Consider the following 24,473-nt stretch of genomic DNA (forward strand, 5'->3'; position numbering starts at 1 on the left):
ACGCGGGTCGGCGGCACAAATCGCCGACCCGCGTTCGTTTGTACGACAGATCCCTTTGGCCACGTGCACGCCGGACCCGGACAGAACTCAGGCATGCGTGTCGTCATCGTCACCGAGTCCTTCCCTCCCGAGGTCAACGGCGTCGCCCACAGCGTGCTGCGGACCGCCGAGCACCTGCTCCGCCGGGGGCACCAGCCGCTCGTCGTCACCCCGGCGCCCGCGCGCGGCGCGCACAGCCCGTCGCACACCTTCGGCGCCGGCCCGGCCATGGCCGACCTGCCGGTGGTGCGGGTCCCCTCCGTCCCGCTGCCGGGATACCCCCAGGTCCGGATCGCGCTGCCCAGCCGGCAGCTGGCCGCCGCGATCCGGGGGCACCGGCCCGACCTGGTGCACCTGGCCAGCCCGTTCGTGCTCGGCGCGCGCGGCGCGCAGGTGGCCGCGCGGCTCGGCCTGCCGGTCGTCGCCGTCTACCAGACCGACCTCGCCGGGTACGCGCACGCCTACCGGGCCGGGCGCGGGCTGGGCGAGGCCGCCGCCTGGCACCGGATCCGCACCGTCCACGGCCTCGCCGCCCGGACGCTCGCACCGTCCACCCCCGCCGCGCAGGACCTCACGGCGCACGGCGTCGCCCGGGTCCAGCTCTGGCCGCGCGGCGTCGACTCGGTCCGCTTCCACCCGCGCCACCGTGACGAGGCGCTGCACCGGGCGCTCGCACCCGGCGGCGAGGTGCTGGTCGGGTACGTCGGACGGCTCGCGCCGGAGAAGCGGGTCGACCTGCTCGCCCAGGCCTCGGCACTGCCGGGGGTCCGGGTGGTGGTCGTCGGCGACGGGCCGTCCGGGCCGGGGCTGAAGGCCGCCATGCCCGGCGCGGTCTTCCTCGGCAGGCGCACCGGGGAGGAACTGGCCCGCTGCTTCGCGACGCTCGACGTGTTCGTGCACACCGGGCCGCTGGAGACGTTCTGCCAGACCATCCAGGAGGCGATGGCCAGCGGGGTCCCGGTGGTCGGCCCGGCCGCCGGCGGACCGCTGGACCTGGTCGCGCACCGCCGCACCGGCCTGCTGGTCCCGCCCCGGGACGGAGCGGCGGTCGCCCGCGCGGTGGCCGCCCTCGCCGAGGACGCCGAGCTGCGGGCCGCGTACGGCCGGGCGGGGCGGTCGGAGGTGACGGCCCGTACCTGGGAGGCGGTCGGGGACCTGCTGCTGAGGCACTACTCGGAGGTGCTGGCGGAGCACCACGGGGTGGCCGCGGCCCCCGAGCCCGCGTCCACGCCCGCGGCCGCCTCCGCGCCCGTATCGGCGACCGCGCCCGCCCCCGCCCCCGTACCGGCGGCGGCCCCGGCCGGTGCTCCCGCCGCAGGCACCGCAGGCACCGCAGACGTCGCAGCCGCTGCCGCTGCCGCAGCCGCCGACGGCCCGGACCGCCGGCGGAGGTTCCGGACACCGCCGAGGCCACCGGCCGGAACACCGCTCGGGATGCCGCGGGCGCCCCGGTGACGGAGGAGCTGACGGCATGACCGCCGGACCGCTGCGGATCGTCCGGGTGGCGAACTTCGTCACCCCCGTCTCCGGCGGACTGCGGACGGCGCTGCGCCACCTCGGCGCGGGCTACCGGGCCGCCGGGCACACTCCGGTGCTGGTCGTGCCCGGCGAACGGCGTGCCGTGGAGGAGGGCGAACAGGGGCTGGTCGTCACCCTCCCCGGTCCGGTCCTGCCCGGCAGCGGCGGCTACCGGCTGCTCACCGACCGGCGCGCGGTCGCCGCCGAACTGGAGCGGCTCGCACCGGACCGGCTGGAGGTCTCCGACCGGACCACCCTGCGCTGGACCGGCGCCTGGGCCCGGCGGCACGGCGTCCGTTCGGCGATGGTCTCGCACGAGAGCGCCGCCGGGCTGCTGCGCACCTGGGGCCTGCCCGGCCCGGTCGCCGGCGCGGCGGCCGACCGGCTCAACGGCCGCACCGCCCGGTCCTACGACACGGTGATCTGCACGACGGAGTGGGCGGCCGCCGAGTTCCGCCGCCTCGGTGTCCGGAACGTGGCACGCGCACCGCTCGGCGTCGACCTCGCCGCCCTGCGCCCGCCGTCCCCCGACGAACGCGCGGAGGAACGGGCCCGGTACGCGGCACCGGACGAGGTGCTGCTGGTGCTCTGCTCCCGGCTCTCCACCGAGAAGCGCCCCGGGCACGCGCTCGACGCCCTCGCCGAGCTGCGCGCGCGTGGCCGGCCCGCCGTTCTCGCGGTGGCCGGCACCGGGCCGCTCCGGTCGAGGCTGGCGGCCCGCGCGGCCCGGCAGCGGCTGCCCGTCCACTTCCTCGGCCACCTGGCCGGGCGCGGCGCCCTCGCCCGCCTGCTCGGCTGCGCGGACGTGGTGCTCGCCCCCGGGCCGGTGGAGACCTTCGGGCTGGCGGCGATGGAGGCGCTGGCCTGCGGCACCCCGGTGGCGGTCAACCGCTGCTCCGCCCTGCCGGAACTGGTCGGCCCGGCCGGCGTGGCTGCCGAACCCACCGGCGCGGGGTTCGCGGACGCGGTGCACGACCTCCTCGCGCGCCCCGAACCGGCCCGGCGCGCCGCCGCCCGCGCGCAGGCCGAACGATACGGCTGGCCCTCCGCCGTGACCGCCTTCCTCGCCGCCCACGGCGCGGAATAGCGGCAGGCGGGGGACGGGGCGCGAGGCGCGGGACGCAGGACGGAACGGCCGGGCCGCAGGGCCCGGGAAAGTGTGGGAGGTGCGATGAACACGATCGCGGCGGTCGACGAGGGAGGCGGCACCCGGTCGGGCGCCGCGCACGGGGCAGCACGGGCGAGTGGACGGCGGACCGGCGAACCGGTGCGGTTCGTGGCGCTCGGGGACTCGCTCACCGAAGGCATCGGCGACCCGCTCGCCGACGGATGGCGCGGCTGGGCGGCACTGCTCGCCCGGTCGCTGGCCCCGTCCCGGACGGGGGTCGAGTTCACCAACCTCGCACGGAGCGGAGCACTCACCACCGACCTGACGGCCGAGCAGCTGCCGGCGGCCCTCGCGCTGCGCCCGCAGCTCGCGGCCGTGGTCGCCGGCGGCAACGACACCCTGCGGTCCGGCTTCGACGTCGCACGGACCGCGCGGGCCCTCGACACCGTCCTGAGCCGCCTCACCGACGGCGGTGCACTGGTACTCACCGCCTGCCTGCCCGACCCGGGCACGCTGCTGCGGCTGCCGGCTCCGCTCGCCCGGCCGCTGGCGCGGCGGATGCGCGCGGTGAACACGGTGGTGCACACGCTCTCCGCCCGCCACGGGACCGTCCACCTGCACATCGCCGACCTGCCCTGGACCGCCGAGCGGCAGCTGCTCAGCGTCGACCGCCTGCACCCCAGTGCCGAGGGCCACCACCTGATCGCCCGCGCCTTCCACGGACTGCTCACCGAGGCCGGGCGCCCGCTCGGCCCGGCGCCCGCCCCGGAACCGGTGGAACCGCCGCCGGGCACCCTGGCCGACCTCTGGTGGATGGCCACCCGGGGCACCCGCTGGGTCGTCGACCGCAGTACGGACCTGCTTCCCGGCCTGCTCGCGCTGGCCGCCGTCGAGGGCTGCGCGCGCCTGCGCGGCGGGACGTTCCGGCAGGACGAGCGGATGGCCCGCGCCACCACCGCCGCCCTGGCCGCCCTCGCCGTCCTCACCGTCCCGGGGCCGACCGCCCGGCCCGGGGAGGACGGCGAGGGCCGGACCCCGTCCGGCGGTTGACGCACCGGGGTGTGACCGGCCGGGTCCGCGCCGGCCGGTCATCGACGGGCTGCCCCCGAAGCGCTGTCACCGAAGGGCCGGCTCCGGCCGCTGCTCCAGGTTCTCCTCCAGCTGCCGGATCCGGGCCAGCTCCGGGTAGAGCCTGCGCGCCCTCGCGAGGGCGGCGCGGGCCTGGTCGCGGCGGCCGAGTCCACCCAGCGCGGAGGCCAGCGAGCAGCAGGAGTCCGCCCTCCAGAACGGGGAGGAGCCGGCCCTGGCCCACCGTCGGGCGTACCGCACGGCGACCTCCGGCCGGTGGCTGAGCAGTGCGGCGTCCGCGGCCTGCGGGACGAGGCGCAGCAGGGCCCGCTCGCTGCCGGCCTGCAGGGCGTCGAGCGCGAAGTCGACCCGGGCCCGCACCTGCTCCCGTGACAGTTCGCCCGTCTCGCCCGCGGCGACGGCCGCGCGGGCCAGGCCCATGTAGGCGACCCCGTGGCAGCACGCGTCCCGGGTCCGGAGGATCTCCCGGGCCTCCTCCTCGGCCTCCGCGTAGCGGCCCTCGGCGAGCAGGACGCCGAGGTCGGTGGGGCTCGCCCCGGCATCCGCGGGGAGCTTCTCCAGCGCCTGTCGCGCCTCCCGGACACGGCCCCGGGTGAGCAGGACCTCGGCGCGCAGGCGGTCGGGGTACCAGAGGAGTCCCGTGATCAAGGCGGGGCGGAACGGCAGGAACAACACGGCCCGGAACGAGGCGACCGGGGACGCCGGGGAGCCGAGGATCCAGCCGGCGGTCTGCGCCAGCAGCGCCGTCCCCATCCCACGGGCCAGGCCGGGAGGCGCGGACACCAGCCAAGCCCCGAGCGCCACCTGCACCGCCAGCAGGCCGACCGAGGACAGCCAGAGCCGCAGTCGCAGGGCCCGGGCGGGGACGAGCGCCCAGGTCACCAGGGGCTCCACGGTGGGCAGCCACGCGATCTCGACCAGAACGCCCCGCACGTTCCCGCTGAGCACGACGCGCCCCGCGCCGTAGCGGACCGTCATGAGCCGGACCCCGCTGGGGGCGGCGAACAGCAGCACCCACAGGTCCGGAAGGATCCCGCCGAGCAGGAGCCCCGCCACCGTTCCCGCCCAGCTGCCGGGCGCGTTCGTGGGCACGAAGAACCGGACGAGCTGGAGGAGGACGACGACGAGGAGGAATCGGGCGAGCTTCGGCCGGGATCGGAACATCACGCCGCGTAGCCTCGTGCACCGCGCGGTCCGGGCGGAAGGAGCGTCATGCACTTGTGATCATCTTCGGCGCCGGGGCACCGGAGCGCCGGAGGATCGCGGGTGGTGGGCAGGTGGCCGGCTGCTGGGAACCGCGGGGGTGGCGGGCGGAGTCGGGGTGGGTAGGCGTTCCCGGGGTGGGGACGGGACTGGGGAGCGGGAATGGCGATGGTGACGGAGCGTTCGGAGCGTTCGGAGCGTTCGGGGCGTGAGCTGCTGGCGGCCGGCGGGGTGTTGTTCCCGGACGAGCAGGGGCGGGTCCTGGTGGTCCGGCTGCCGTACGACCGGGAGCACCCGGTGGCCGTGCCGGGCGGGGGCTGGGAGCCGCAGGACCTGTCACCGCGCCGGACCGCCGTCCGGGAGATCGCCGAGGAGCTGGGGTTCACGCCCCGGCTCGGGCCGCTGGCCTGCCTCGACTGGACTCTCGGCCACCTCCGCCCGCCGATCGCCGCCCACCTGTACTGGGCCGATCCGCTGACACCGGCGCAGGCGGCCGCGATCACGCCGGACCGGGCCGAGGTAGGCGGCTGGGCGTGGCTGACCCCCGAGGAGGCGGGGCACGCGCTGCCGCCGCGGCTCTCCCGGCGGGTGACGGCGTGTCTGCGGGCACCGCGGTCGGCCGGGCCGCTGGAGCTGGAGGGCAGCCTGCCGGCGGGGCACACCCTCGACCATCTGACCGCCGGGCCGCCGCCCGCCTACACCGGGCTGGCGGGCGTTCGGCTGGAGGGGCTGCCGCCGGCGGGCGATCCGTCCCTGGCCGGCACGGCCGCCGCTCCCCCGGCGGACCGGGAGTCCTTCATCGCCGGCCGTCCGCGGATCAGGGCCAAGGCGCGGACGGTGTTCACGGACCCGGCGGGCCGGGTGCTGCTGGTGCGGCTGCGACCGTGGGACGGTCCGGGCGGAGCGGTGCCGTACTGGGTGCTGCCGGGCGGCGGCGTCGAGGCGGACCGGGAGATGCCCCGGGCGGCGGCCCGCCGGGAGGTCCGCGAGGAGCTGGGGTGGGAGTGCGAGCCGGGCCGGCTGCTGGCCGTGGACTGGCTGCCCGGCCGGGACGCGGACCCGGCGGGCACCCGGGACACGGCCGTGCTGGTGTACGTGTTCGACGGCGGCACGGTGACGGAGGAGCGGCTCGCCTCGATCGCGATGGCCGAGGACGAGCTGGTCGAGTGGCGGCTCTGCGGGCCGGCCGAGGCGCGGGCCCTGCTGTCGTCCTCGTCCTGGGCCCGGACCTCGGCCGCGCTGGCCGCCCGCGGGCGGCCGGGTGGGCCGGCCGAGCTGGTCGGCGGCCGGCCCGCGCACTGAGCGCGCGGCCGGCCTGGACGAACGTGGCCGGGCAGGCCGGCCGTAGGACCGGCGGCAGGTGACCGATGACGGGTGACGGGTGACGGGTGACCGGACAGATGACGGGACAGGCTGCGGGCCGCCGGTCCACACTGGTCGCATGCAGAACGGGATCGGAGTACAGCAGGCGATCGAGGACGTGCTGGCCGGCCGCCGGGTGGCGTCGGTCAGCGGCGGAGGCAGGCTCGACCTCACCCTCGACGGCCCGGTGACCGTCCGGGTCGCGCACGAGTTCCGCTTCGCCGTGCCGTCGGAGGTGGAGCACTTCTACCCCGAGCTCACCTTCCGCCCGACCGGCGCACTGCTCGGGCTGGTGGGCCGGACCGTCGACGCGGCCCGGGTGACCATGGCCGGCGGGCTGGAGCTGGCCTTCGACGGGGGCGGCACGCTGTCCGTCCCGCCGCATGCCCGGCTCGCGCCGTGGAGCGTGTCCACACCCGGCGGCGCGGTCTGCACCGGCCTGCCCGGCGGCGAGGTGGTGTGGTCGGAGGCCGACGCCGGCTGAGCCCGCCGGATGCCCGCTCCTCGCCCCGAGCCCGGGGACGGGGACGGGGACGGGCGGCCTGAGGCGACGGGCAGCCCGGGGCTGTCGGACCGTCAGTCCTCGGCCGCGGCCGGGTCCATCCACATCACCTCCCACAGGTGCCCGTCGAGGTCGGCGAAGGTGCGCCCGTACATGAAGCCGCCCTGCTCGATGGCCTCGCGCGGCTCGACGGCGCCGGCGGCGACCGCCTTGTCCACCAGCGAGTCGACCTCGGCGCGGCTCTCGACGCCGAGCGCCAGGATCGTCTGGGCGCTGGCCGCCGTGTCCGGGATCTCCTTGTCGGTGAAGGACTTGAAGAACGGCTCGGTCAGCAGCATGGCGAAGATCGAGTCGCTGATGACCAGACAGCCCGCGTTCTCGTCGGTGAACTTCGGGTTGAAGGCGTACCCGAGCGCGTTGAAGAACCCGATGGACCTGGCGAGGTCCTTCACGGGGAGGTTGACGAAGATCTTGGTCGGCACGGCGGGGCCCCTCTCGTGCGGGCCGTCTCGACGGCCGCCCTGGTGAACGGACGTCAGCCTTGCAGACGGCACCGACAGTCGGCCGGGACCCCGCGCCGCGCGTCGCGGGGTCCGTCGCCCGTGCAGGGGCCCGGGCGGTCAGACCTCCAGGTCCGCCTCTATCTTCGTCAGCTGGTGGCGGGCCATCGCCAGATTGGCCCGGCCCTTGTCCAGGGCCAGGTACAGGAAGAGGCCGTTCCCGCTGCGGCTGGTGAGCGGGCGGATCAGGTGGTACTGGCTGCTGAGCGTGATGAGGATGTCCTCGATCCCGTCCTTCAGCCCCAGCATGTCCATGGTGCGCATCTTGGCCCGGACCACGTCCGTGTTCCCGGCGGCGGCGACGTTGAGGTCGAGGGAGCCGCCCCCGTCGAGGGTGGCCAGGGCCATCCCGCTGTTGTAGTCGACGAGGGCGGCGCCGATGGCGCCCTCGATCACGGTGAGGGCCTGCTTGAGCGCGCCTGCTGCGTCCGTCATGTCGGTTCTCCGGTTCGGTCGTGGGTTGTCAGGTCGGGAAGGTCGGTCAAGTCGGGAAGGTCGGGCGGATGAAGGAGGTCGGGCGGGTGAACGCGGCCGGGGAGGCCGGGCCGGTGGGGCGCGGTGCCGGTCAGAACGCCTCCCTGGGCTCCCGCACGTCCTTGGGCGCGAGGGTGTCGTTGAGGAGGGTGGCGATGCGCTGGGCGGAGCGGCGGGCCTCCAGGTGCAGCCGGCCCACGTTCACGTCCGGATGGGCGAGGAGGGTGAGGACGCAGCTGCCGCCGGCCGCGTAGGTGGCGACGTAGCCGTGTTCGCCGCGGACCAGCGACTCCCGGAAGTCGCCCTGCCCGGTGCTGTCGGCGAGCCGTTGGGCCAGGCCCAGCGAGGCGGCGGTCATCGCCGCCAGGCCCGAGGGCTCGGTCCCGTGGGTGTCGTGCGCGACCAGCAGGCCGTCCACGCCGGCCACCAGGCCGCCCGCGAGGTGGGGTATCCGGTGTCTGAGGGCGCGGAGTTCGGCGAGCAGCTCGGTCTCCAAGGCGATCAGTTGTCTCCTTCCGACACGCTGCTTGAGCGCCCGCCTCATGGCCGTGAGGGCGGGGTCGCGGGCGGAGAGTGGTTCAAAGTCGGGCCTCCAGAAGGGTTCGGACCCGGATCAGCAGCGCGATGTCCGGATCGGGGGCGGTCAACGGGTGGGCCACCGCCGGGGTCGGTGCCCGGGCGGATCCGGCGGCGGGCGCATCGGCAGAGGTGTCGGCATCGGCAGTGACATCGGCAGTGGCGGAGACGGCGGACGCCGCGGACGCCGCGAAGGCGGCCGGGGCCAGCGCGGCCAACGCCGCACCGGGGACGCGCCGGTGGAGCCCCCCGGGTGCGGGCGGCACCCCGGCCCCAGCCCCGGTCCCGGTCCCGGGACCGGCTCCGGACACGTCCGTCGGCCCGCGCCCGGGAACCGCCCCCGCCTGCGGCCCGGATCCGGGCTCGGAGCCGGAGCCTTGGCCGGAGCGGGCCCCGGGGCCGGGGCCGGGGCCGAGCAACAGTCCGGCGGCGGCCAGCCGGCGGACGTCCACCGTGGTGGCGAACGCCGACCGCCCGAGCAGACGGGCCAGCTCCGCCGGGGTTCTTCGGCCGTCCGCGTGGTCGAGCAGGTCGCGTTGGTACCGGCTCGGCGGGCGGATCCGGCGCGCGTGGCGGCCGGGGACGGCGGCACGCTGCGCGGCCGGGCGGACCGGCGCGGTGTCGAGCTGGGGCCATGGCCAGATCCGGTCCAGCAGGAGCCGCCGGCGCTCTGCCTCCCGGCGGAGCCGGGGGACGCCGACCGCCGCGACCGGGCCGAGCCAGTGCCGGACGCCCGGCGCGAAGGTCCAGAAGGCGAGGGGGTCCGGAGCGTCGAGGAGGAAGCAGGCCGCGTCGTAGAGGGCCCCGAGGTGGCACAGCTCCAGCTCGCCGCGGGTGAGCCGGCCGTGTTCCACCAGGGCCTCCCCGACCCGCGCGTACGGGCCGGACCTGCGGACCTCCTCCTGCCAGGCCGCGGGGGTGATCCGGCCCGAGGCGGTGAGCAGGGTGGCCAGGTCGGGCGTCCGGTCGGACTCGGCGTGGGCGATCAGGCCGTCGACGAGGTAGACCGTGCCCGCGGGCCCGCGCAGGGCGCCGGTGGCGTGTTCCGCGGCCAGCCGTTCGACGGCCGCACCGGGCGTCCACCCGGGGTGGACGGGCACGGGGGCGGAGCCGGGACCGGGAGCCGGACCGGACGCCGAACCGGCTGCCGGGCCGGGGGCCGGGACGGGACCGGGGTTGTGAGGAGGAGTCAGGCCGGGACCGGGGCCGGGAGGCGGCGTCGGGCCGGGGACGGCGCCCGCGTCGGGAGCGGTGCGAGCGGCCGGCACGGTTCCGAACCCGGCGCCGTGGGTCGAGCCGGGGGCGGCCGCCGGGGGTGGCACCGTCGGCCGCCCTTCCGGTGGCCGAAAGCCGACGACGGCCCGGGCCGCCACCCCCGCGCCGCTCGCTGAGGGGTTCGTCATCCGAGCACCAGTTCCTCGGCGAGCGACTGGAGGCGGTAGCGGGCGCCGGCGAGGTTGCCCTCGCTCCGGTCCAACCAGAGGTGCAGGACGAGCCGGCTGTCGAAGACGGTATCGATGAAGCAAAGGAGGTGGTAACTGCGCCCCGCAGTCACGATGATGTCCTGGAGCGGCGCCTGCAGGTCCTCCGACCCGGTGAAGGTCGGGCTCTCAACGGCCGCTCGCACCAGGTCGGTTGCCTCCGCGGCCGACGTATCGTGGTCGCCGGTGGGGCTGACTCCGACGCTGCCCAGTGCGAGTCCGCTGCTCCAGTCGATGAGGCTGGCGGCGCGGGCTCCGGCGATCGCCATCGCCTGGGACAGGCATTCGTCGATACCCGGCACTCGGGCTCCTTCGGAGGGTTCGGGAAGGCTTCGGGACGGCTCTGCTGAAGTGACTTCGGGGGACTGGAAGGCTTCGGGGAGGGTTCCGGACAGCCGGGCGCACGCGCCTCCAGGCCGCGCGGCACCGGCCGGACCGCCACGACCAGTGGCGGGTTCGACACGGAAGGCTACTGCCGGATTCCATACGACGAACATTCCAATGGCATATTCACACCATTGGGGTCTGATTTCAGCCATCCTTCGACGGCCCATCAGGCCACGGGGACCCGCAAAGCCGCAGACCGGGAGAGTGGGTGCCCGAAGGGCGTCCGACCCACCTGGAGCGCGACCTTGGCGGGTTGTCGCCGACGCCGATGGGTTTCGGCCGGATCCTGCGATAGGACCGAGCCGCACAACGACGAAGCGGCCGCTCCCCCCTGAGGGGGAACGACCGCTTCGGATGGAGCGCCAGGCCCGGGTCGAACGGACTCTCCCTACTGAAAGTAGGACGTGCTCCGGTAGCACCACTGACGCCTGCTCGGGAGGCCGTTCCTCGCTTCGCGAAGATCGTTTCCTCTCGACGGGAAGAACAGTAGCAGGCCATCACGCCTGGTCAGAAATCGAACGCTGGGCGAACGGCAGCCACCGCACAGACGCCGCGCACGAGCGAACGGCGCCCACCGGCGAACGGTACCTACCGACGAACCGCACCCACGAGCGAACGGCGCCCACCGACGAACGGTGCGGACTAGCGGGCAGGCAGCAGCGCGCGGTAGCCGGCGATCAGCGCCGCGAGCCCGATCCCGAAGGCCTGGTCGGCGCGGTGCCGCCCGGCCGGCACCGCCGCCAGCGCGTCGGCGAGCCGCGGAGTCGCGGCCCGGTCGACGGCGTCGACCATCACGGCCGGGGCGACCAGGTCCAGCGCGGAGCCGAGGACGAAGCTCTCCAGGGCGGTGATCACGCCCATCACGTCCTGCGGCTCGAAGCCGGCGCCCTCCAGGGTGGCCACCGCGCGCTCGTACAGCTCGTGCATGAACGGTTCGGCGAGCGGGGCGGTGGCCAGCAGCCGGATGATGCCGGGATGCTCGGCGAAGGCGTCGCGGTAGGCGTGCGCCCAGGTGCGCAGCGCGTCGTCCCACGGCTGGTCCCACAGCGACTGCTCGCCGATGGTGCGGACGAGCTCGGCGCGCATCAGGGCGACGATCTCGGCCCGGCCGGCGACGTGGTGGTACAGCGCGGAGGGGCTGACGCCGAGTGCACCGGCGAGCGCGGGGATCGTGAGGTCGCCCGCGTCGTCGACCAGTCGCAGCGCGGCGTCCACGATCCGTTGCCGGTCCAGCAGTGGTGTGCGCGGCCTGGCCATGCGGGTTTCCGTCCTTCGCTTCCGGTGCTCACGGCGGGCCCGGCGGCCCTGCCGCTCGACGGGGGCGGGGTGGCCGGACCCGACCGAGCAGGTTCCTACGATCATCGCTCAAGATCATCGTTATGGAAACGTAACTGAATGACTTTCAATAAAACTCTTCCGTCGCCCTCGGCGGCGCGCCTACGGTAACCGAACCCCGTTCAGTTATGCAGGCCGCACCAGACCACACCGGGAGAGGACGCACCCGCATGCGCGCCGACACGATCTTCACCGGAGGCCGGATCCACACCGGCGACCCCGCCACCCCCGTCACCGACGCCCTCGCCGTGACCGCCGGACGGATCACCGCGCTCGGCGCGGCCGCCCACGCCCTGCGCGACGAGCGGACCGAGACCGTCGACCTGGCCGGCGGCGCCCTGCTGCCGTCCTGGGGCGACGGCCACGTCCACCCGCTGCTCGGCGGGCTCGGCCTGCGCGGCGTGCCCGTCCGGGACTGCACCAGCCTGGCCGAGGTCGTCGAAGCCGTCCGGCTCTGGGCCGGACAGCACCCCGAGGCCGAGTGGATCACCGGCGACGCCTTCGACCCCTGGCTCGCCGAAGGCGGCCTCTTCGACGCCGCGCTGCTCGACGCCGTCGTCCCCGACCGGCCCGTCCTGCTGCGCACCATGGACCACCACACCGGCTGGGCCAACAGCGAGGCGCTGCGCCGGGCCGGCTTCACCGCCGACACCCCCGAACCCGCCGGCGGCGAGATCGTCCGCCGCCCCGACGGCAGCCCGCTCGGCACCCTGCGCGAGTTCGGCGCGCTCAACCCCGTCCTCGCCCTCGTCCCGCTGCCGAGCCTCGCCGAGCAGGTCGCCGTCCTGCGCGAGACCACCGACGTGCTCGCCTCCGCCGGACTCACCTGGGTCCAGGACGCCTGGGTCGAGCCCGCCCAGGTGGACACCTGGATCGCCGCCGTCGCCGACGGCCACGAGCTGGCGGTCCGGGCCGGCCTCGCACTGCTGCTGGAGCCCGACGGCTGGCGCGCCCGGCTGCCGCGACTGGCCGCCGACCGGGACCGGGTCGAGACCGCCGGGCGGGGCCGGCTCACCGCCCGCGCGGTCAAGTTCTTCGCCGACGGCGTCGTCGAGTCCGGCACCGCGGCGCTGCTGGCCCCCTACAGCGACTGCCCGCACTCGCACGGGGTGGCCAACTGGTCCGGCGAGGAGCTGGCCGAGGCCGTCACCGCCGTCGACGCGCTCGGCTTCCAGCCGCACATCCACGCCATCGGCGACCGCGGCGTACGGATCGCCCTCGACGCCGTCGAGGCCGCCGCCCGCCGCAACGGCCCGCGCGAACGCCGCCCGGTGATCGCCCACGTCCAGCTCGTCGACCCGGCCGACCTGCCGCGGTTCGCCGAACTCGGCGTGATCGCCAACTTCGAACCGCTCTGGGCGCAGCCCGACCCGCTGATGACCGAGCTGACCCTCCCCCGGCTCGGGCCCGAACGCGGCGCCCGGCAGTACCAGATCGCGGCCCTGCTGCGCGGCGGCGCCCGGGTCTCGTTCGGCAGCGACTGGCCGGTCACCCGGTACGAGCCGCTCGCCGGGCTGGCGACCGCCGTCACCCGGCAGACCCCCGAGGGCGTGCCGGCCGGGGGCTGGCTGCCCGAGCAGCGGATCGGGCTGGCGGAGGCGCTGGCCGCGTACTCGGCGGGCGTCGCGCACCAGGCGTTCGAGGAGGACGCGTGGGGCGTGCTGAAGCCCGGGCTGCGGGCCGACCTGGTCCACCTCGCCGCCGACCCGTACGCGGTACCGGCCGGCGAGCTGGCCGGGGTCGCGGTGCTCGGCACCTGGCTGGGCGGGCGCCGCACGCACTGACCGCGCCCCGCCCGCCGACCGCGGCGGCCGACCGCCGGGCCGACCTCAGGGACACCACCCGTCCACAGGCCTCCCCCCGCCCTCGTCCGTACGACCCCAGGAGAGCTCCCCCATGCACCTGCCCTCCGACGCGGCTTCCTCCCCCGCCGCCACCCGATCCGCCCGGTCCGGCCCGTCCGGCCCGTCCGTCGTACCCGCCCCCGCCGCGGCCCCGGGCGGTGACGGAGCCGCCCCCGGGCCGCCCGGGAGGCTCGAACGCGGCGTCCTCGGCACCGGCGACATCGTCTTCTTCGTGGTCGCCGCCGCCGCGCCGCTCACCGTGATGGCCGGGGTCGCGCCCTTCGCCATCTCCTTCGGCGGCATCGGCGCACCCGCCGCCTACCTGGCCACCGGCGTCGTCCTGGCCCTGTTCGCGGTCGGCTTCACCACCATGGCCGCGCACGTGAAGAACGCCGGCGCGTTCTACGCGTACGTCACCAAGGGCCTCGGCAGACCGGCCGGGCTCGGAGCAGCGCTGCTCGCGGTGCTCTCCTACAACGCGATCCAGATCGGCATGTTCGGCGCCTTCGGGTACTTCGCCGGGACCACCGCCGACGACCTGTTCGGCCTGGACCTGCCCTGGCCGCTCTGGGCGCTGCTCGGGGTCGCGGCGGTCTGGCTCCTCGGCTTCCGCTCGATAGACCTCGGCGCCAAGGTTCTCGGCGCCCTGCTGGTCGCCGAGACCGGCATCCTGCTGGTGCTGGCCGTCGCCGTGCTCGTCGAGGGCGGGGCGCACGGCCTCTCCCTGGCCCCGCTGGCGCCGCACAACGTGTTCACCGGCGGCATGGGCGGGGTGCTCGGCCTCTCCTTCGCCGCGTTCGTCGGCTTCGAGGCCACCGCGATCTACCGCGAGGAGGCGCGTGTACCCCACCGCACCGTGCCCCGGGCGACGTACGCCGCCATCGCCTTCCTCGGGCTCTTCTACACCTTCGTCACCTGGATGATCGTGCAGGCCTTCGGCGACTCCGCGGCGGTCGGCGCCGCCACCGCCGACCCGGCCGGGATGTTCTTCACCGCCATGACGGACTACGTCGGCGGCTGGGCGACGGACGTCCAGCGGGTGCTGATCGTCACCAGCCTGCTGGCCGCCCTGCTCGCCTTCCACAACACGATCACCCGGTACGGCTACGCGCTGGCCCGCGAGGGGGCCGCGCCCGCCGCGCTCGGACGGGTCCACCCGCGGCACGGCTCGCCGTGGATCGGCGGCATCGCCCAGAGCGTGCTCGCGGCCGTGGCGGTGGGCGTCGCGGCGCTGGTCGGCGCCGACCCGTACGACCAGTTCTTCCTCTGGGTGAACTCCCCCGGCGTGGTCGGCATCCTGCTGCTGCAGGCCCTGGCCGGGCTCGCCGTGTACGCCTTCTTCCGCCGCGACCGGGCCGCCGCCGCCCGTGCGGGCCGGTTCCGGACGGCGGTCGCCCCGCTGGCCTCGACGGTGCTGCTCTGCGGCGCGACCGGTCTGGTGGTCCGGCGGCTCGACCTCTTCACGGCCGCCGGGCCCGAGGTGAACTGGCCGCTGGTGTCTGTCGTGCCGGTGGTCTTCCTGGTCGGCGTCGGCCTGGCGCTGCGGCTGCGGGCCCGCCGGCCGGAGGTGTACGCCGGGCTCGGCGGCACCGAGGCGGACGCCGGGCTCGGCGGCACCGAGGCGGACGCGGCCTGATCCGGCCCGGCCGGCGGGGAGGGTGCGGGGGACGCACTGACGGGACGGATCCGCGCGGGATTCACCGGCGGGGTACTGCCGGTGCCGGAAGTACCGCCCTCCGCCTGTCCGTTGAGCCGCCGAGGCGGTGGGCACGGGCCGGCGGTGGGCGTACGATCGAAGTGCGATGACCACTCGGTGACCACCTCCGTGCGCGTCCAGGGAGGGTCCCCATGCTGCGCACTCCGCCTGGGACCACCGGCCCCGCGCCGGTGACGGCTCCCGGCGGTGGCTGCCCGGCCCGGACGGCCGGTCCACGGGACTGCTGCGCGCTCCCCGGCCTCCCCGGTCTCCCCGCGCCGGCCCCCTCGTCGCACCGGGTCGTCCACACCGTCCGCGCCGTCCGGACGGTCCCCGCCCGCACCGGGGCAGGCGGGGGCCCGCCGGCCGGGAGCCGCTGCTTAGCGGGCGCGCCCGGCCGCGCCGCGCACCGGAACCACCCGTCGCCGCAGCAGCCGCAACCACAGCCAGGGACCGTACCCGGCGCAGCGGTACACCGTCGGCGGGCCCCTGCGGGCGCCCGCCCGAACCGCGCGCGGCGCCCGAAAGCCCTGCCGGGGAGGGACACGCCCACGCGCTCCGGAGGCCGGCCGCTCCGACCGGCCCGGGAGCCTGCCCGCTCGAAGGGACCCCGCGGCGAGACCCGACGGCGCACCCGACAACGAAACGGACCGCGGGTCCGACAGCGGGCCCGACGACGGAGGAGCAGAGCATGTCAGTCTCCACCACCCCCACCACAGGGGCGCACGACGCCGACCAGCAGGCCTTCGAGACGATCCCCGTGGGCGAGACCCCGCACAGTGTGGCGGTGAGCCGGGACGGCAGCCGGGTCTACGTCACCAACTTCCTCGACGGGACGGTGACCGCCGTCGAAACCCCGGCGAACACCGTGTCCGCGACCTTCCCGGCCGCCGTCGGACCGTACGGCGTCGCCGTCGCGGCCGACGGTGCGCGCCTGTTCGTCGCCGAGAACAGCTCGACCTTCATCCACGTCTTCGAGGCCGCCACCGGCGACCAGGCCATCTCCACCGGCTTCGGCACCCGGCCCTACGGCCTGGCGATCACCGCCGACGGATCACGGCTGCTGATCGCCAACGCCATCGACGACCAGGTGCTGGTCTCCGACACGCTCACCAAGACCCGCGGCCACCTCACCGGGGTGGACTTCCCGGTCGCCCTCGCCGTGAGCCCGGACGGCCGGCTGCTCTACGCCAGCAACTACTTCCGGGACTCGGTCACCGTCATCGACGCCACCGGGATCCCGACGCTGGAGGAGACCAGGCCCGCCGACATCGTGGCGACCGTACCGGTCCGGCGGGGACCGTACGGGCTGGCGGTCAGCCCGGACGGCCGCCGGCTGTACGTCGCCCACTTCCCGTTCGACACGGTCTCGGTGGTCGACACGGCCGGCCGCACGGTCACCGGCACCATCACCGTCCCGGGAGGCCCGCGCGGCGCGGCGGTCAGCCCGGACGGGTCGAGGCTCTACGTCACCAACTACTTCGAGCGGACCCTGTCGGTGATCGCCCTCTGAACCACCGACCGGCACCCCTGCGGACCGGACCCGTGGCCCACTCGGCCGTCGGTGCAGCCGTGCTGTCGGTTGGTCAGGGTATGGTCCCCTCTCAAGATCCCGTACCGGAGATCCGGAACGTCGCAATCCTCAAGGGGGAGTTCTGCCATGGCCAGCACCGACAACAGCACGTACGAGGGGTTCACGGCCGAGGAGCGGGCCGCGATGAAGGCGCACGCTCAGGACCAGAAGAAGGCGGCGCGCCGGGGATCGGCCGCGGAGAAGGCGGCGGAGGCGGAGCGGGACGTCCTCGCGAAGATCGCCGAGATGCAGGAGTCGGACCGGGTCATGGCCGAGCGCGTCCACGCCGTCGTCACCGCCAACGCCCCGAGCCTCGCGCCGAAGCTCTGGTACGGGATGCCCGCCTACGCACTGGACGGCAAGGTCGTCTGTTTCTTCCAGAGCGCCGAGAAGTTCAAGGCACGGTACGCGACGCTCGGGTTCAGCGACCTGGCGAAGCTGGACGAGGGCGCGATGTGGCCGGCCGCCTTCGCCCTGACCGAGGTGACGGCCGAGGTGGAGGCGCAGATCGCCGACCTCGTGAAGCGGGCGGTGAGCTGAGGTCCCGACGGTTCACCGGGTCAGCGCGGTTCACCGGGCGGGCGGCCGCCCCGGGCCGGGGTGGCCCTGGTGGATGAACGCCGCCCAGGCCGGGAGGCTTCCGAGCCCCGGGCGCCGCATCTCCCGGAGCAGTTCACCGGTCAGCGAGCCCGGGTTCTCGCGGTCCGGGTCGAGCATCCACAGCTGCGCCGCCCTGAGCGCGTCCGCCGGGCTGTGGCCCTCGACCGCCAGGTAGTGGTGGAAGACCGTCATCATCAGGGCCGACGCCCCGTCCTGGGTCGTCCACCGCGAGCCCACCACGTCGCGCGCTCCGCCGGAGACGAACGCCGTCGTCAGCGTCAGCGCCTCGTCGTGGTCGCGGGTGCTCAGGTCGGTCTCGCAGGCGCTCAGGACGACCAACGGCCCGTCCGCGGCCTGCCGTTCACCCGTCGGCCGGTCGAGCAGCCGGGCCACGGTCAGCATCCCCAGGTCCGGCGCGGCGCCCGGTCCGCCCTCCTCCACCGGCAGGCCGTCGGTGCCGTCGGGGAAGCCGAGGTGGAGGGCCGACACCGTCGGGCGCACCCCGGCGGAACCGTGGGACGCCACGTGGACGAGCGAGGGGGATTCGTCGAGGACCGCGAGGAGTTCGCCGGGCGTGCCGACCGACTCCGGTTCGACGGGCGGGTCGTAGAACTCCCCGAGCAGTCGCGCCCGCGGGTAGAACGACTCGTACAGCGCCGTGGCCTCCAGCTCGGCGCGGGTCAGGTCCTGGCGCGGATCGGCCACCAGGACGGGGGCCGCGGCGGGTTCGCGACGCGCACGCCGCACGGTGCGCAGGAACTGGCTGCCGGACGCGGCGTAGCTGATGGCCGCGATCTGGCAGGCGTAGTCGTGGGGCGCCGCCTCCGGCAGGCGTGCGGCGTGCCAGGGGACGACGCCCAGGCGGCCGCAGGGGACGAGGACGATCCTGGGCGGGCCCGATCGGCCCGCGCGGCGTCCGCCGTCGGCGGCGATCCGCTCCCCGACCGCGGTGAGCAGGGTGTCGAGCGCCGCGGGGTACGCCCAGTCGCACAGCGCGGACAGGGCTTCCTCCCAGGCCCGTTCGGCCTCGGGGTCGCCGGGGTTCCGGGACCGTGCGGCGGCCGCGTCGAGGTAGCTCTCCAGGGGGCCGCTCCCGGCCGCCGACAGCGACGGAAGGCCGCCCACCCCGACGCTGTGGTCCGCCGCCACGACGATCCCCACACCGGGCTCCTCCCCCGCGCCGGGGAGCAGGTAGACCAGGGCGTCCGCTCCGCTCGCGACGACCCCGTCCACCAGCTCGTGGAGCGTGGGCGTGGTGAACAGGCCGTGCTGCCGGTAGCCGAGGGCCTCCAGGGCCCGGCGGCGCAGGGCGCTGGGCAGCTCGCCGGGGAGCCCGCCGGTCTCCGGGGCTGCCGCCGCGTCGAAGGCCCGCCACGCGTCGGCGAGCTCCTGGTGCCCGCCCGCTTCGAGGAGTTCGGGCACGGCACGCGAGGCGGACGTCGCGTGCAGCACCAGGGCACGGCCCAGTTCGAGGGCTGCCACCGCCTCCTCCGCACGGTTGCGCCCGGCGGCCCAGACGGCCGCCCTGACGGCCCGGTCGGCGCCGGACCGCGCCACCGACAGGCCGTGCTCGGAGCCCAGTTGGAGGATGACGTCGGCCGCGAGGGCGTTCAGGGCCTCCAGCGAGGTGTCCAGGGCGGGATCGACGTGGGCCGGGTCATGGCTGTGGTGCCAGCGCGCCCGGTACGCCACGGCGAGCTCCCACAGGGCTTCGGCCGCGAGCCGGGGTGCCCTGCCGTCGCGGAGGCCGTCGCGGATCTGCTCCAGTTCCGCGATGGCCGGCCTGAGGTCCGCCGGGTCATGGGTGACCCCGTACCGGGCCCTCAGGGCCAGCGCGGAGCCCCATCGGTCGTTCATCGACGTCCCGGGGGGCGCGGGAGCGCGGTTCGGGATCAGCGTCGGGTCGGCGGTGTGGCGGGCTCGCAGGGCGTTGACGTCGGTGAAGACCGAGGAGGTGTACCCGCCGACGGGGCCGGGTGCGTACTGCTCGAACGCCTCGGCCTCCCCGAGGTCGGCGAGGCCGAGCGTCACCAGTTCGTCGTCGTCGACGAGGAAGCCGAGCGCCGTACGGGCGTAGCCGAGGCCGAGCAGGACGAGGAGCCGGTCCGCGTGGCGGTCCTGCGGCGTCTCCGCCGCGAGGACGCCGAACTCGGCCACCAGGGCTCGCAGGGCCGCCGGGTCCTCCTCCGCCTCGGCCGCGCGGACCTGTCGGATCAGTGCGAACACCCGTAGCGGGACCGTCGCCCCGATCGCCGGCACCCCGGCCGCGGGCGGGGCGAGCCGGTCGGCCGCGCTCGTGTACACGCGGCCGACCGACTCGTCCTGGAGGTTCCCGCCGACGACCGGCGCCGCCTCCATCAGGAAGCCGGCCAGGGCCTCGATGTCGGCGAGGCTCCCATGGCCCGGGGGCATCCGGTCGTACGCGGCCCGCAGCGCCCCGATCGCCCGGTCGAGGCCCTCCGGCTCACGGCTCCGGGCGGCTTCGTCGAAATCCGCCCCCGCTCGGGACATCGCGTTCAGGGCGATCGCCTGGGCGAGCAGCCCGGTGGCGGCGTCGGCCGGGGGCGGGGTGCCGGTCCGGGCCCGGTCCCGGCCGGACGGCTCAGGAGGAACGGCCGGCCCCGAGCCCGGCCCGGAGTCCGGCCCGGAGTCCGGACCCGACCCCGGCACCACTCCCGCTCCCGCTCCCGCTCCCGGAGAGGCTTCCGTGGGCGCGGCGGGCTCCGGAGCCGGACGCCGCGCAGGACCGGCGAGGCCCGTGACCAGGTCCGTCAGCCGCCGCAACTCGTCCACGGACGGGAAGCCGGACGGCAGGAAGCCTTCCGGTATCGAGTCGAAGACCTCCTGCATGGCGGCCACCGGCGAGTCGGCCCCGGTGAAGACGGCCAGCACGGCGGCCATCTGCTCCAGGCTCGCGAGCACCTCGGGCGGCAACGGCAGCTCGCGCACCTCCACCAGGAGCGCCCGCATCTCCGCCGTGGCGGCCGCCGTCCCGCCGGGACCCAGCTGCGCCTGCCAGGCGAGGAGGGCCGAGAAGTCGGGCGGCCCACCGGTCGGGGCGTCCATCCGCGGCATCACCAGCGCCAGCAGGAACAGTGCGGCCCACCGCCGGTCGTCCGGGTCCGCCACCCGGCCGATCACCGTCGCCGGGTCGCGAGCCTCCCGCAGCAGCCGCCGGGCCTGCTCCCGGTCGGCGGGCGTGCCGCCCCCGGCCAGGTGGCGCAGCGTCAGCACCGAGCCGAGCTGCACGACGACGGCGGCCCGCAGTTCCGGGTCGTGGTCCAACAGGCCTGCCAGCTGGCCGAGTTCGGTGACCGACCGGTCGAAGTCGCCCGGCGCTCCCCGCGTGCCGGCCGCGAAGAACGTGTGCGGGTTCAGCCGGAGGGCACGCTTCACCGCGGCCATCGCCCAGCTGCGCAGGCTCCGGACGCCCCCGCTCTCCGCGAACTCCTGGTCGTCCACCGGGCCCCCTCACCCGCCTGCCCGCCGCCGCCCCTCGGCAAGCGGCCGCAAGCCACTCGGACCCATGATGCCGACCCCGGACGCCGTGGAACCCCGATTCCCGTCACCGCCCCGAGGCCGACCGGAGATCGACCGGAAGCCGTCCCGGGACCACCCGGGATGTGCCCGGGATGTGCCCGGGATCCACATGTCCAGGCCTCCGCCCTGTCGCACCGAAGGCTGAGCGACCTCACCCGGGGTCGGCGAGTGGCCTGCTCGCGGGGTCGGAGGGATCGCCGCACGCGCCACCTCCGCCCCCGCCCGTCCTCCGTCCTACGCGGAGGGCACCCCGACCAGCGACCACGCCCTGAGGACCGCCTGGATCTCCTCGCCTTCGCCGAACAGGCTTCGAGCAGTCGTGACAGTCAGCCGGGCGAAGTCCGCGAAGCCGGCGTCCTGGGCCAGCTCGCCGCCGGTCAGCGTGGCGTACCAGATCTTTCCGGCCCGCTCCCAGGCATAACCGCCGAGGGCGCCGGCCACGAGGTAGAAGGCGTGGTTGGGGATGCCGGAGTCGATGTGCACGCCGCCGTCGTCGCGACCGGTCCTGACGTAGTCGTCCATGGTGGCCGGCTGGGGGTCCTTGCCGAGCCGGGGGTCGTCGTAGGCGGTGCCCGGGGCCTTGAGGGAGCGCAGCGCGGATCCTCGGACGGCCGGGCCGAACAGTCCGGCGCCGATGAGCCAGTCGGCCTGGTCCGCGGTCTGGCCGAGCGCGTACTGCTTGACGAGCGAGCCGAAGACGTCCGAGATCGACTCGTTGAGCGCGCCCGCCTGCCCGTCGTAGTCCAGGTCGGCGGTGTACTGCACGACGCCGTGGGTGAGTTCGTGGCCGATGACCTCCGGCGACCGGGTGAAGTCGAGGAACACCTCCCCCATGCCGTCACCGAGGACCAACTGCTCACCGTTCCAGAACGCGTTCCCGTACTCGTTGCCGTAGTGGACGGTGGCGCCGAGCGGCAGCCCGCAGTCGTCGATCGAGTGCCGCCCGTACGCGTGGAGATAGAAGTCGAAGGCCGCCCCGAGCCCGGCGTGCGCCCGGTTGACCACCTGGTCCTCGGCAGGCCGGTCGCCCTCGGCGAGCACCTTCGTGCCGGGCACCGTGTCCTGCCGGCCGGCGTCGTAGATGGTGCGTTGCGCCTTGTCGGAAGGGGTGCCGGCCGGAGCGGACGCGCCGCGACCCGGGCTGGTCCTGCGCTGGGTTCGCCGCAGGGAGTCGAGTTCGAGAGTGCGCCGGGCGGGCGCGCTGACGGCGGGGTCCTCGGACTGGGCGAGCTTGTCGAGGATGTGTGGCGGGACGATCGTGCAGAAGGTAGCGGTGGTCTCCATGGGCAGAAATGTGACACAGGGTAGTCACTTTGTCGCTCGACGCGTCCGTGATGGCGGGATGGCTCAAGCCTCGGTGCGACGGGACGACCCCGCCCGACGCTCCGCAGCACCGCGCCGTCGAATTTACTTCGCTCACATGTTCGATATCGGCGTACGCTGGCCCCATGCACAGCCCGCTCCCCCTCCAGGCCTCCCTGTTCGACGACGCCGGCCGGGCCGGGATCTCCCTCGGGCCGCTGGCCGGCGTGCGGCGCACGGTGCTGGGCGCGGGGGCCTGGGTGGACCTGCTGCCGGGATGGCTGCACGGGGCGGACCAGCTGTTCGAACGGCTGGCCGCCGAGGTGCCGTGGCGGGCGGAGCAGCGCGAGATGTACGAGCGGACCGTCGACGTGCCCCGGCTGCTCGCCTCCTACGGTGAGGAGGACCAGCCGCCGCACCCGGTGCTCGGGGAGGCCCGGGCGGCGCTCAGCGCGCACTACGCGACCGAGCTGGGCGAGCCGTTCCGCACCCTGGGGCTCTGCTACTACCGGGACGGGCGGGACAGCGTGGCCTGGCACGGCGACCGGATCGGGCGCGGCGCGCGCGAGGACACCATGGTGGCGATCGTCTCGACCGGCGAACCGCGGGCACTGCTGCTGCGCCCCCGGGGCGGCGGCGGACCGGTCGTGCGGCACCCGGTCGGGCACGGGGACCTGCTGGTGATGGGCGGCTCGTGCCAGCGGACCTGGGAGCACGCCGTGCCGAAGACGGCCAGGCCGGTGGGGCCGCGGATCAGCATCCAGTTCCGGCCGCGCGGCGTGCTCTGAGGCGCGCGGGGTGCTCCGAGGCGCGCGGGGTGCTCCGAGGTGAGGGGCGCGGGTGTCCCGACGACGGCGCCCGGCGGCCCGGTCCGGTTGCCGGGCGCCGGACGGGAGCGGAGGCTGGCCACGGGGCCCGGCTGGTTCCGGCGGCGAGGAGGGCGGCATGCCGAAGGCGGGCAGGTACCGCGAGGGCGTCCCGTGCTGGGTGGAGCTGGCCGCACCGGACCTCCCCCGGGCCCGGCGGTTCTACGGCGGGCTGTTCGGGTGGGAGTACGTCGGGCTGCCCGGCTACACGGTGGCGACGCTGCGCGGGGCACAGGTCGCGGGACTGGTCGGACGGCCGGCGGACGAGGGCCGGGCGTGGACCACGTACCTCGCGGTGGCGGACGTCGAGCGGGTGGCCGAGCAGGTCCGGGCCGCCGGCGGGCGGATCGTCCGGGGACCGTTCGACGTGCCCGAGCAGGGGCGGGCGGCGGTCGCGGCCGACCCGACCGGGGCGGTGTTCGGGCTCCGGCAGGGACTGCTCTGGCAGGGCGCCGGCCTCGTCGACGAGCCGTCCGCGTTCAGCTGGAGCGAGCAGCTCTCGCCCGACCCGGACGCGGCCCGGGACTTCTACCGGCGGGTCTTCGGGTACGAGTACGCGACGGGTGCGGACGGCGGCACGGTGTTCCGGGTCGGCGGAGCCGTGGCCGGCGGGATCGACCGGGACCAGGAGGCCTCCCCGTCCGTCTGGAGCGTCCACTTCGGCGCGGCCGACACCGACCTCGCGGCCGGGCGGGTGCGCGAGCTGGGCGGCGTGGTGCTGGCCGGACCGCAGCCGACCCCGTTCGGGCGGCGGGCCGTGGTCCGGGACGACGGCGGGGCGGCGTTCACCCTGATCGGCGTCCCGCCGGCGGTGGCGCCCCTGGCGGCCTGAGCCGCCGAGCCCCCTCCCCCCGCGCCGCCGGGGGCCGGCCGAGCGCCGCCCGCAGCCGGGCGACGTCCTCGGCGTCCTTGGCCCGCCGGGGCCGGCGGGAGTCCCAGACCGGCATCATCAGCTTGATCTCGATCTGCGCCTCGGGGCCGACGACCGGGCACTCCACACCGGCGAGCCGCCCGACCGGGCCGTCCAGCAGCCCGTCCGGCCAGGCCGTCCCGGCCCAGGGGCCGCCGGCGGCCAGCGCCCGGCCGTCCGGCAGCGGCTCGACCAGCGCGAAGCCGGACTCCAGGCCGTCCTTGACGAAGTCGAGCTGCTGGTCCGGCGGTGGGCCGTCCAGCGGACGGTAGCCGAGCTCGCGCAGGCCGGCGGCGAGCGCGGGGGCGTCGGCGGCCGGGGCGAACCAGTCGATGTCCTCGTGGTCGCGGGTGAGCTCGCCGAGGAAGAAGTCCATCGCCCAGCCCCCGCGCAGCCAGACGCGAATGCCGAGACGGTGGGCAAGGCCCACCGTCTCGGCGATCTGGGCGAGTTGCCCGTCGGCACGTTCCCGGTTCATGGACCCCACCTCCATGATCGGGACGCTACA

20 protein-coding genes and 1 pseudogene are annotated in these 24,473 nt (G+C 75.7%); 11 read left to right on the plus strand and 10 right to left on the minus strand.

Features of this window, described 5'->3' with window-relative positions:
* Positions 1-93 precede the first annotated feature (93 nt).
* The 3 genes and pseudogenes from AC067J_RS18035 to AC067J_RS18045 form a co-directional block, all read left to right on the plus strand.
* Positions 94-1,248 (plus strand): annotated as a pseudogene (locus AC067J_RS18035) (glycosyltransferase family 4 protein); the annotation flags it as partial.
* A gap of 262 nt (positions 1,249-1,510) precedes the next feature.
* Positions 1,511-2,644 (plus strand): glycosyltransferase, encoded by a 1,134-nt coding sequence (locus AC067J_RS18040; RefSeq protein ID WP_478300244.1) that lies wholly within the window; start codon positions 1,511-1,513, stop codon positions 2,642-2,644.
* An 84-nt stretch (positions 2,645-2,728) separates the two neighbouring features.
* Positions 2,729-3,715: an SGNH/GDSL hydrolase family protein gene (locus tag AC067J_RS18045; RefSeq protein ID WP_478300245.1), complete on the plus strand. Its 987-nt coding sequence runs from the start codon at positions 2,729-2,731 to the stop codon at positions 3,713-3,715.
* Between the two features lie 66 nt (positions 3,716-3,781).
* Here the strand turns inward: AC067J_RS18045 and AC067J_RS18050 are convergent, their stop codons facing one another.
* Complete coding sequence (locus AC067J_RS18050; RefSeq protein ID WP_478300246.1) at positions 3,782-4,921, minus strand: hypothetical protein; 1,140 nt, start codon at positions 4,919-4,921, stop codon at positions 3,782-3,784.
* Between the two features lie 198 nt (positions 4,922-5,119).
* On the opposite strand from AC067J_RS18050, the gene AC067J_RS18055 reads away from it, so the two are divergent.
* Entirely contained in the window at positions 5,120-6,259 is a 1,140-nt protein-coding gene (locus tag AC067J_RS18055; protein ID WP_478300248.1) for an NUDIX hydrolase, read from the plus strand.
* A 139-nt stretch (positions 6,260-6,398) separates the two neighbouring features.
* On the plus strand, positions 6,399-6,803 hold the full coding sequence (locus AC067J_RS18060) for a DUF6188 family protein (RefSeq protein ID WP_478300250.1): 405 nt from the start codon (positions 6,399-6,401) through the stop codon (positions 6,801-6,803).
* A 92-nt stretch (positions 6,804-6,895) separates the two neighbouring features.
* On the opposite strand, the gene AC067J_RS18065 is transcribed toward AC067J_RS18060, so the two are convergent.
* The 6 genes from AC067J_RS18065 to AC067J_RS18090 form a co-directional block, all read right to left on the minus strand.
* On the minus strand, positions 6,896-7,303 hold the full coding sequence (locus tag AC067J_RS18065) for a VOC family protein (RefSeq protein WP_478300252.1): 408 nt from the start codon (positions 7,301-7,303) through the stop codon (positions 6,896-6,898).
* A gap of 138 nt (positions 7,304-7,441) precedes the next feature.
* Entirely contained in the window at positions 7,442-7,816 is a 375-nt protein-coding gene (locus AC067J_RS18070; RefSeq protein ID WP_478300254.1) for a hypothetical protein, read from the minus strand.
* Between the two features lie 130 nt (positions 7,817-7,946).
* Positions 7,947-8,351, minus strand: coding sequence for a roadblock/LC7 domain-containing protein (locus AC067J_RS18075; protein WP_478300256.1), 405 nt, complete (start codon positions 8,349-8,351; stop codon positions 7,947-7,949).
* An 82-nt stretch (positions 8,352-8,433) separates the two neighbouring features.
* A complete protein-coding gene (locus AC067J_RS18080) occupies positions 8,434-9,531 on the minus strand; it encodes a hypothetical protein (RefSeq protein WP_478300258.1) in 1,098 nt (365 codons plus the stop codon).
* 299 nt (positions 9,532-9,830) lie between these two features.
* Positions 9,831-10,214 carry a hypothetical protein gene (locus AC067J_RS18085; protein ID WP_478300260.1) on the minus strand — a complete coding sequence of 128 codons (384 nt, stop codon included), beginning with the start codon at positions 10,212-10,214 and terminating at the stop codon, positions 9,831-9,833.
* 727 nt (positions 10,215-10,941) lie between these two features.
* Entirely contained in the window at positions 10,942-11,556 is a 615-nt protein-coding gene (locus AC067J_RS18090) for a TetR/AcrR family transcriptional regulator C-terminal domain-containing protein (RefSeq protein WP_478300262.1), read from the minus strand.
* A 248-nt stretch (positions 11,557-11,804) separates the two neighbouring features.
* Here AC067J_RS18090 and AC067J_RS18095 point away from each other — a divergent pair, with 248 nt between their 5' ends.
* The 4 genes from AC067J_RS18095 to AC067J_RS18110 all read left to right on the plus strand — a co-directional run bounded on the left by AC067J_RS18095 (position 11,805) and on the right by AC067J_RS18110 (position 17,287).
* The gene (locus AC067J_RS18095; RefSeq protein ID WP_478300264.1) at positions 11,805-13,418 is read left to right on the plus strand and encodes an amidohydrolase; all 1,614 of its coding nucleotides are present in this window, start codon (positions 11,805-11,807) and stop codon (positions 13,416-13,418) included.
* Between the two features lie 112 nt (positions 13,419-13,530).
* The gene (locus tag AC067J_RS18100) at positions 13,531-15,114 is read left to right on the plus strand and encodes an APC family permease (RefSeq protein ID WP_478300266.1); all 1,584 of its coding nucleotides are present in this window, start codon (positions 13,531-13,533) and stop codon (positions 15,112-15,114) included.
* A gap of 751 nt (positions 15,115-15,865) precedes the next feature.
* Positions 15,866-16,687: a beta-propeller fold lactonase family protein gene (locus AC067J_RS18105; protein WP_478300268.1), complete on the plus strand. Its 822-nt coding sequence runs from the start codon at positions 15,866-15,868 to the stop codon at positions 16,685-16,687.
* Between the two features lie 147 nt (positions 16,688-16,834).
* The gene (locus AC067J_RS18110) at positions 16,835-17,287 is read left to right on the plus strand and encodes an iron chaperone (protein WP_478300270.1); all 453 of its coding nucleotides are present in this window, start codon (positions 16,835-16,837) and stop codon (positions 17,285-17,287) included.
* A gap of 30 nt (positions 17,288-17,317) precedes the next feature.
* On the opposite strand, the gene AC067J_RS18115 is transcribed toward AC067J_RS18110, so the two are convergent.
* Together AC067J_RS18115 and AC067J_RS18120 are read right to left on the minus strand one after the other, a co-directional pair.
* A complete protein-coding gene (locus tag AC067J_RS18115) occupies positions 17,318-20,809 on the minus strand; it encodes a CHAT domain-containing protein (RefSeq protein ID WP_478300273.1) in 3,492 nt (1,163 codons plus the stop codon).
* A gap of 312 nt (positions 20,810-21,121) precedes the next feature.
* Positions 21,122-22,171 (minus strand): M4 family metallopeptidase, encoded by a 1,050-nt coding sequence (locus tag AC067J_RS18120; RefSeq protein WP_478300275.1) that lies wholly within the window; start codon positions 22,169-22,171, stop codon positions 21,122-21,124.
* A 164-nt stretch (positions 22,172-22,335) separates the two neighbouring features.
* On the opposite strand from AC067J_RS18120, the gene AC067J_RS18125 reads away from it, so the two are divergent.
* Positions 22,336-22,977 carry an alpha-ketoglutarate-dependent dioxygenase AlkB gene (locus AC067J_RS18125; protein WP_478300277.1) on the plus strand — a complete coding sequence of 214 codons (642 nt, stop codon included), beginning with the start codon at positions 22,336-22,338 and terminating at the stop codon, positions 22,975-22,977.
* A gap of 157 nt (positions 22,978-23,134) precedes the next feature.
* Entirely contained in the window at positions 23,135-23,887 is a 753-nt protein-coding gene (locus AC067J_RS18130; RefSeq protein WP_478300279.1) for a VOC family protein, read from the plus strand.
* Here the strand turns inward: AC067J_RS18130 and AC067J_RS18135 are convergent.
* Positions 23,841-24,443: a nucleotidyltransferase domain-containing protein gene (locus tag AC067J_RS18135; RefSeq protein WP_478300281.1), complete on the minus strand. Its 603-nt coding sequence runs from the start codon at positions 24,441-24,443 to the stop codon at positions 23,841-23,843. The genes AC067J_RS18130 and AC067J_RS18135 overlap by 47 nt on opposite strands.
* Positions 24,444-24,473: the final 30 nt, after the last annotated feature.

Source organism: Kitasatospora sp. NPDC042419, from assembly GCF_056437345.1.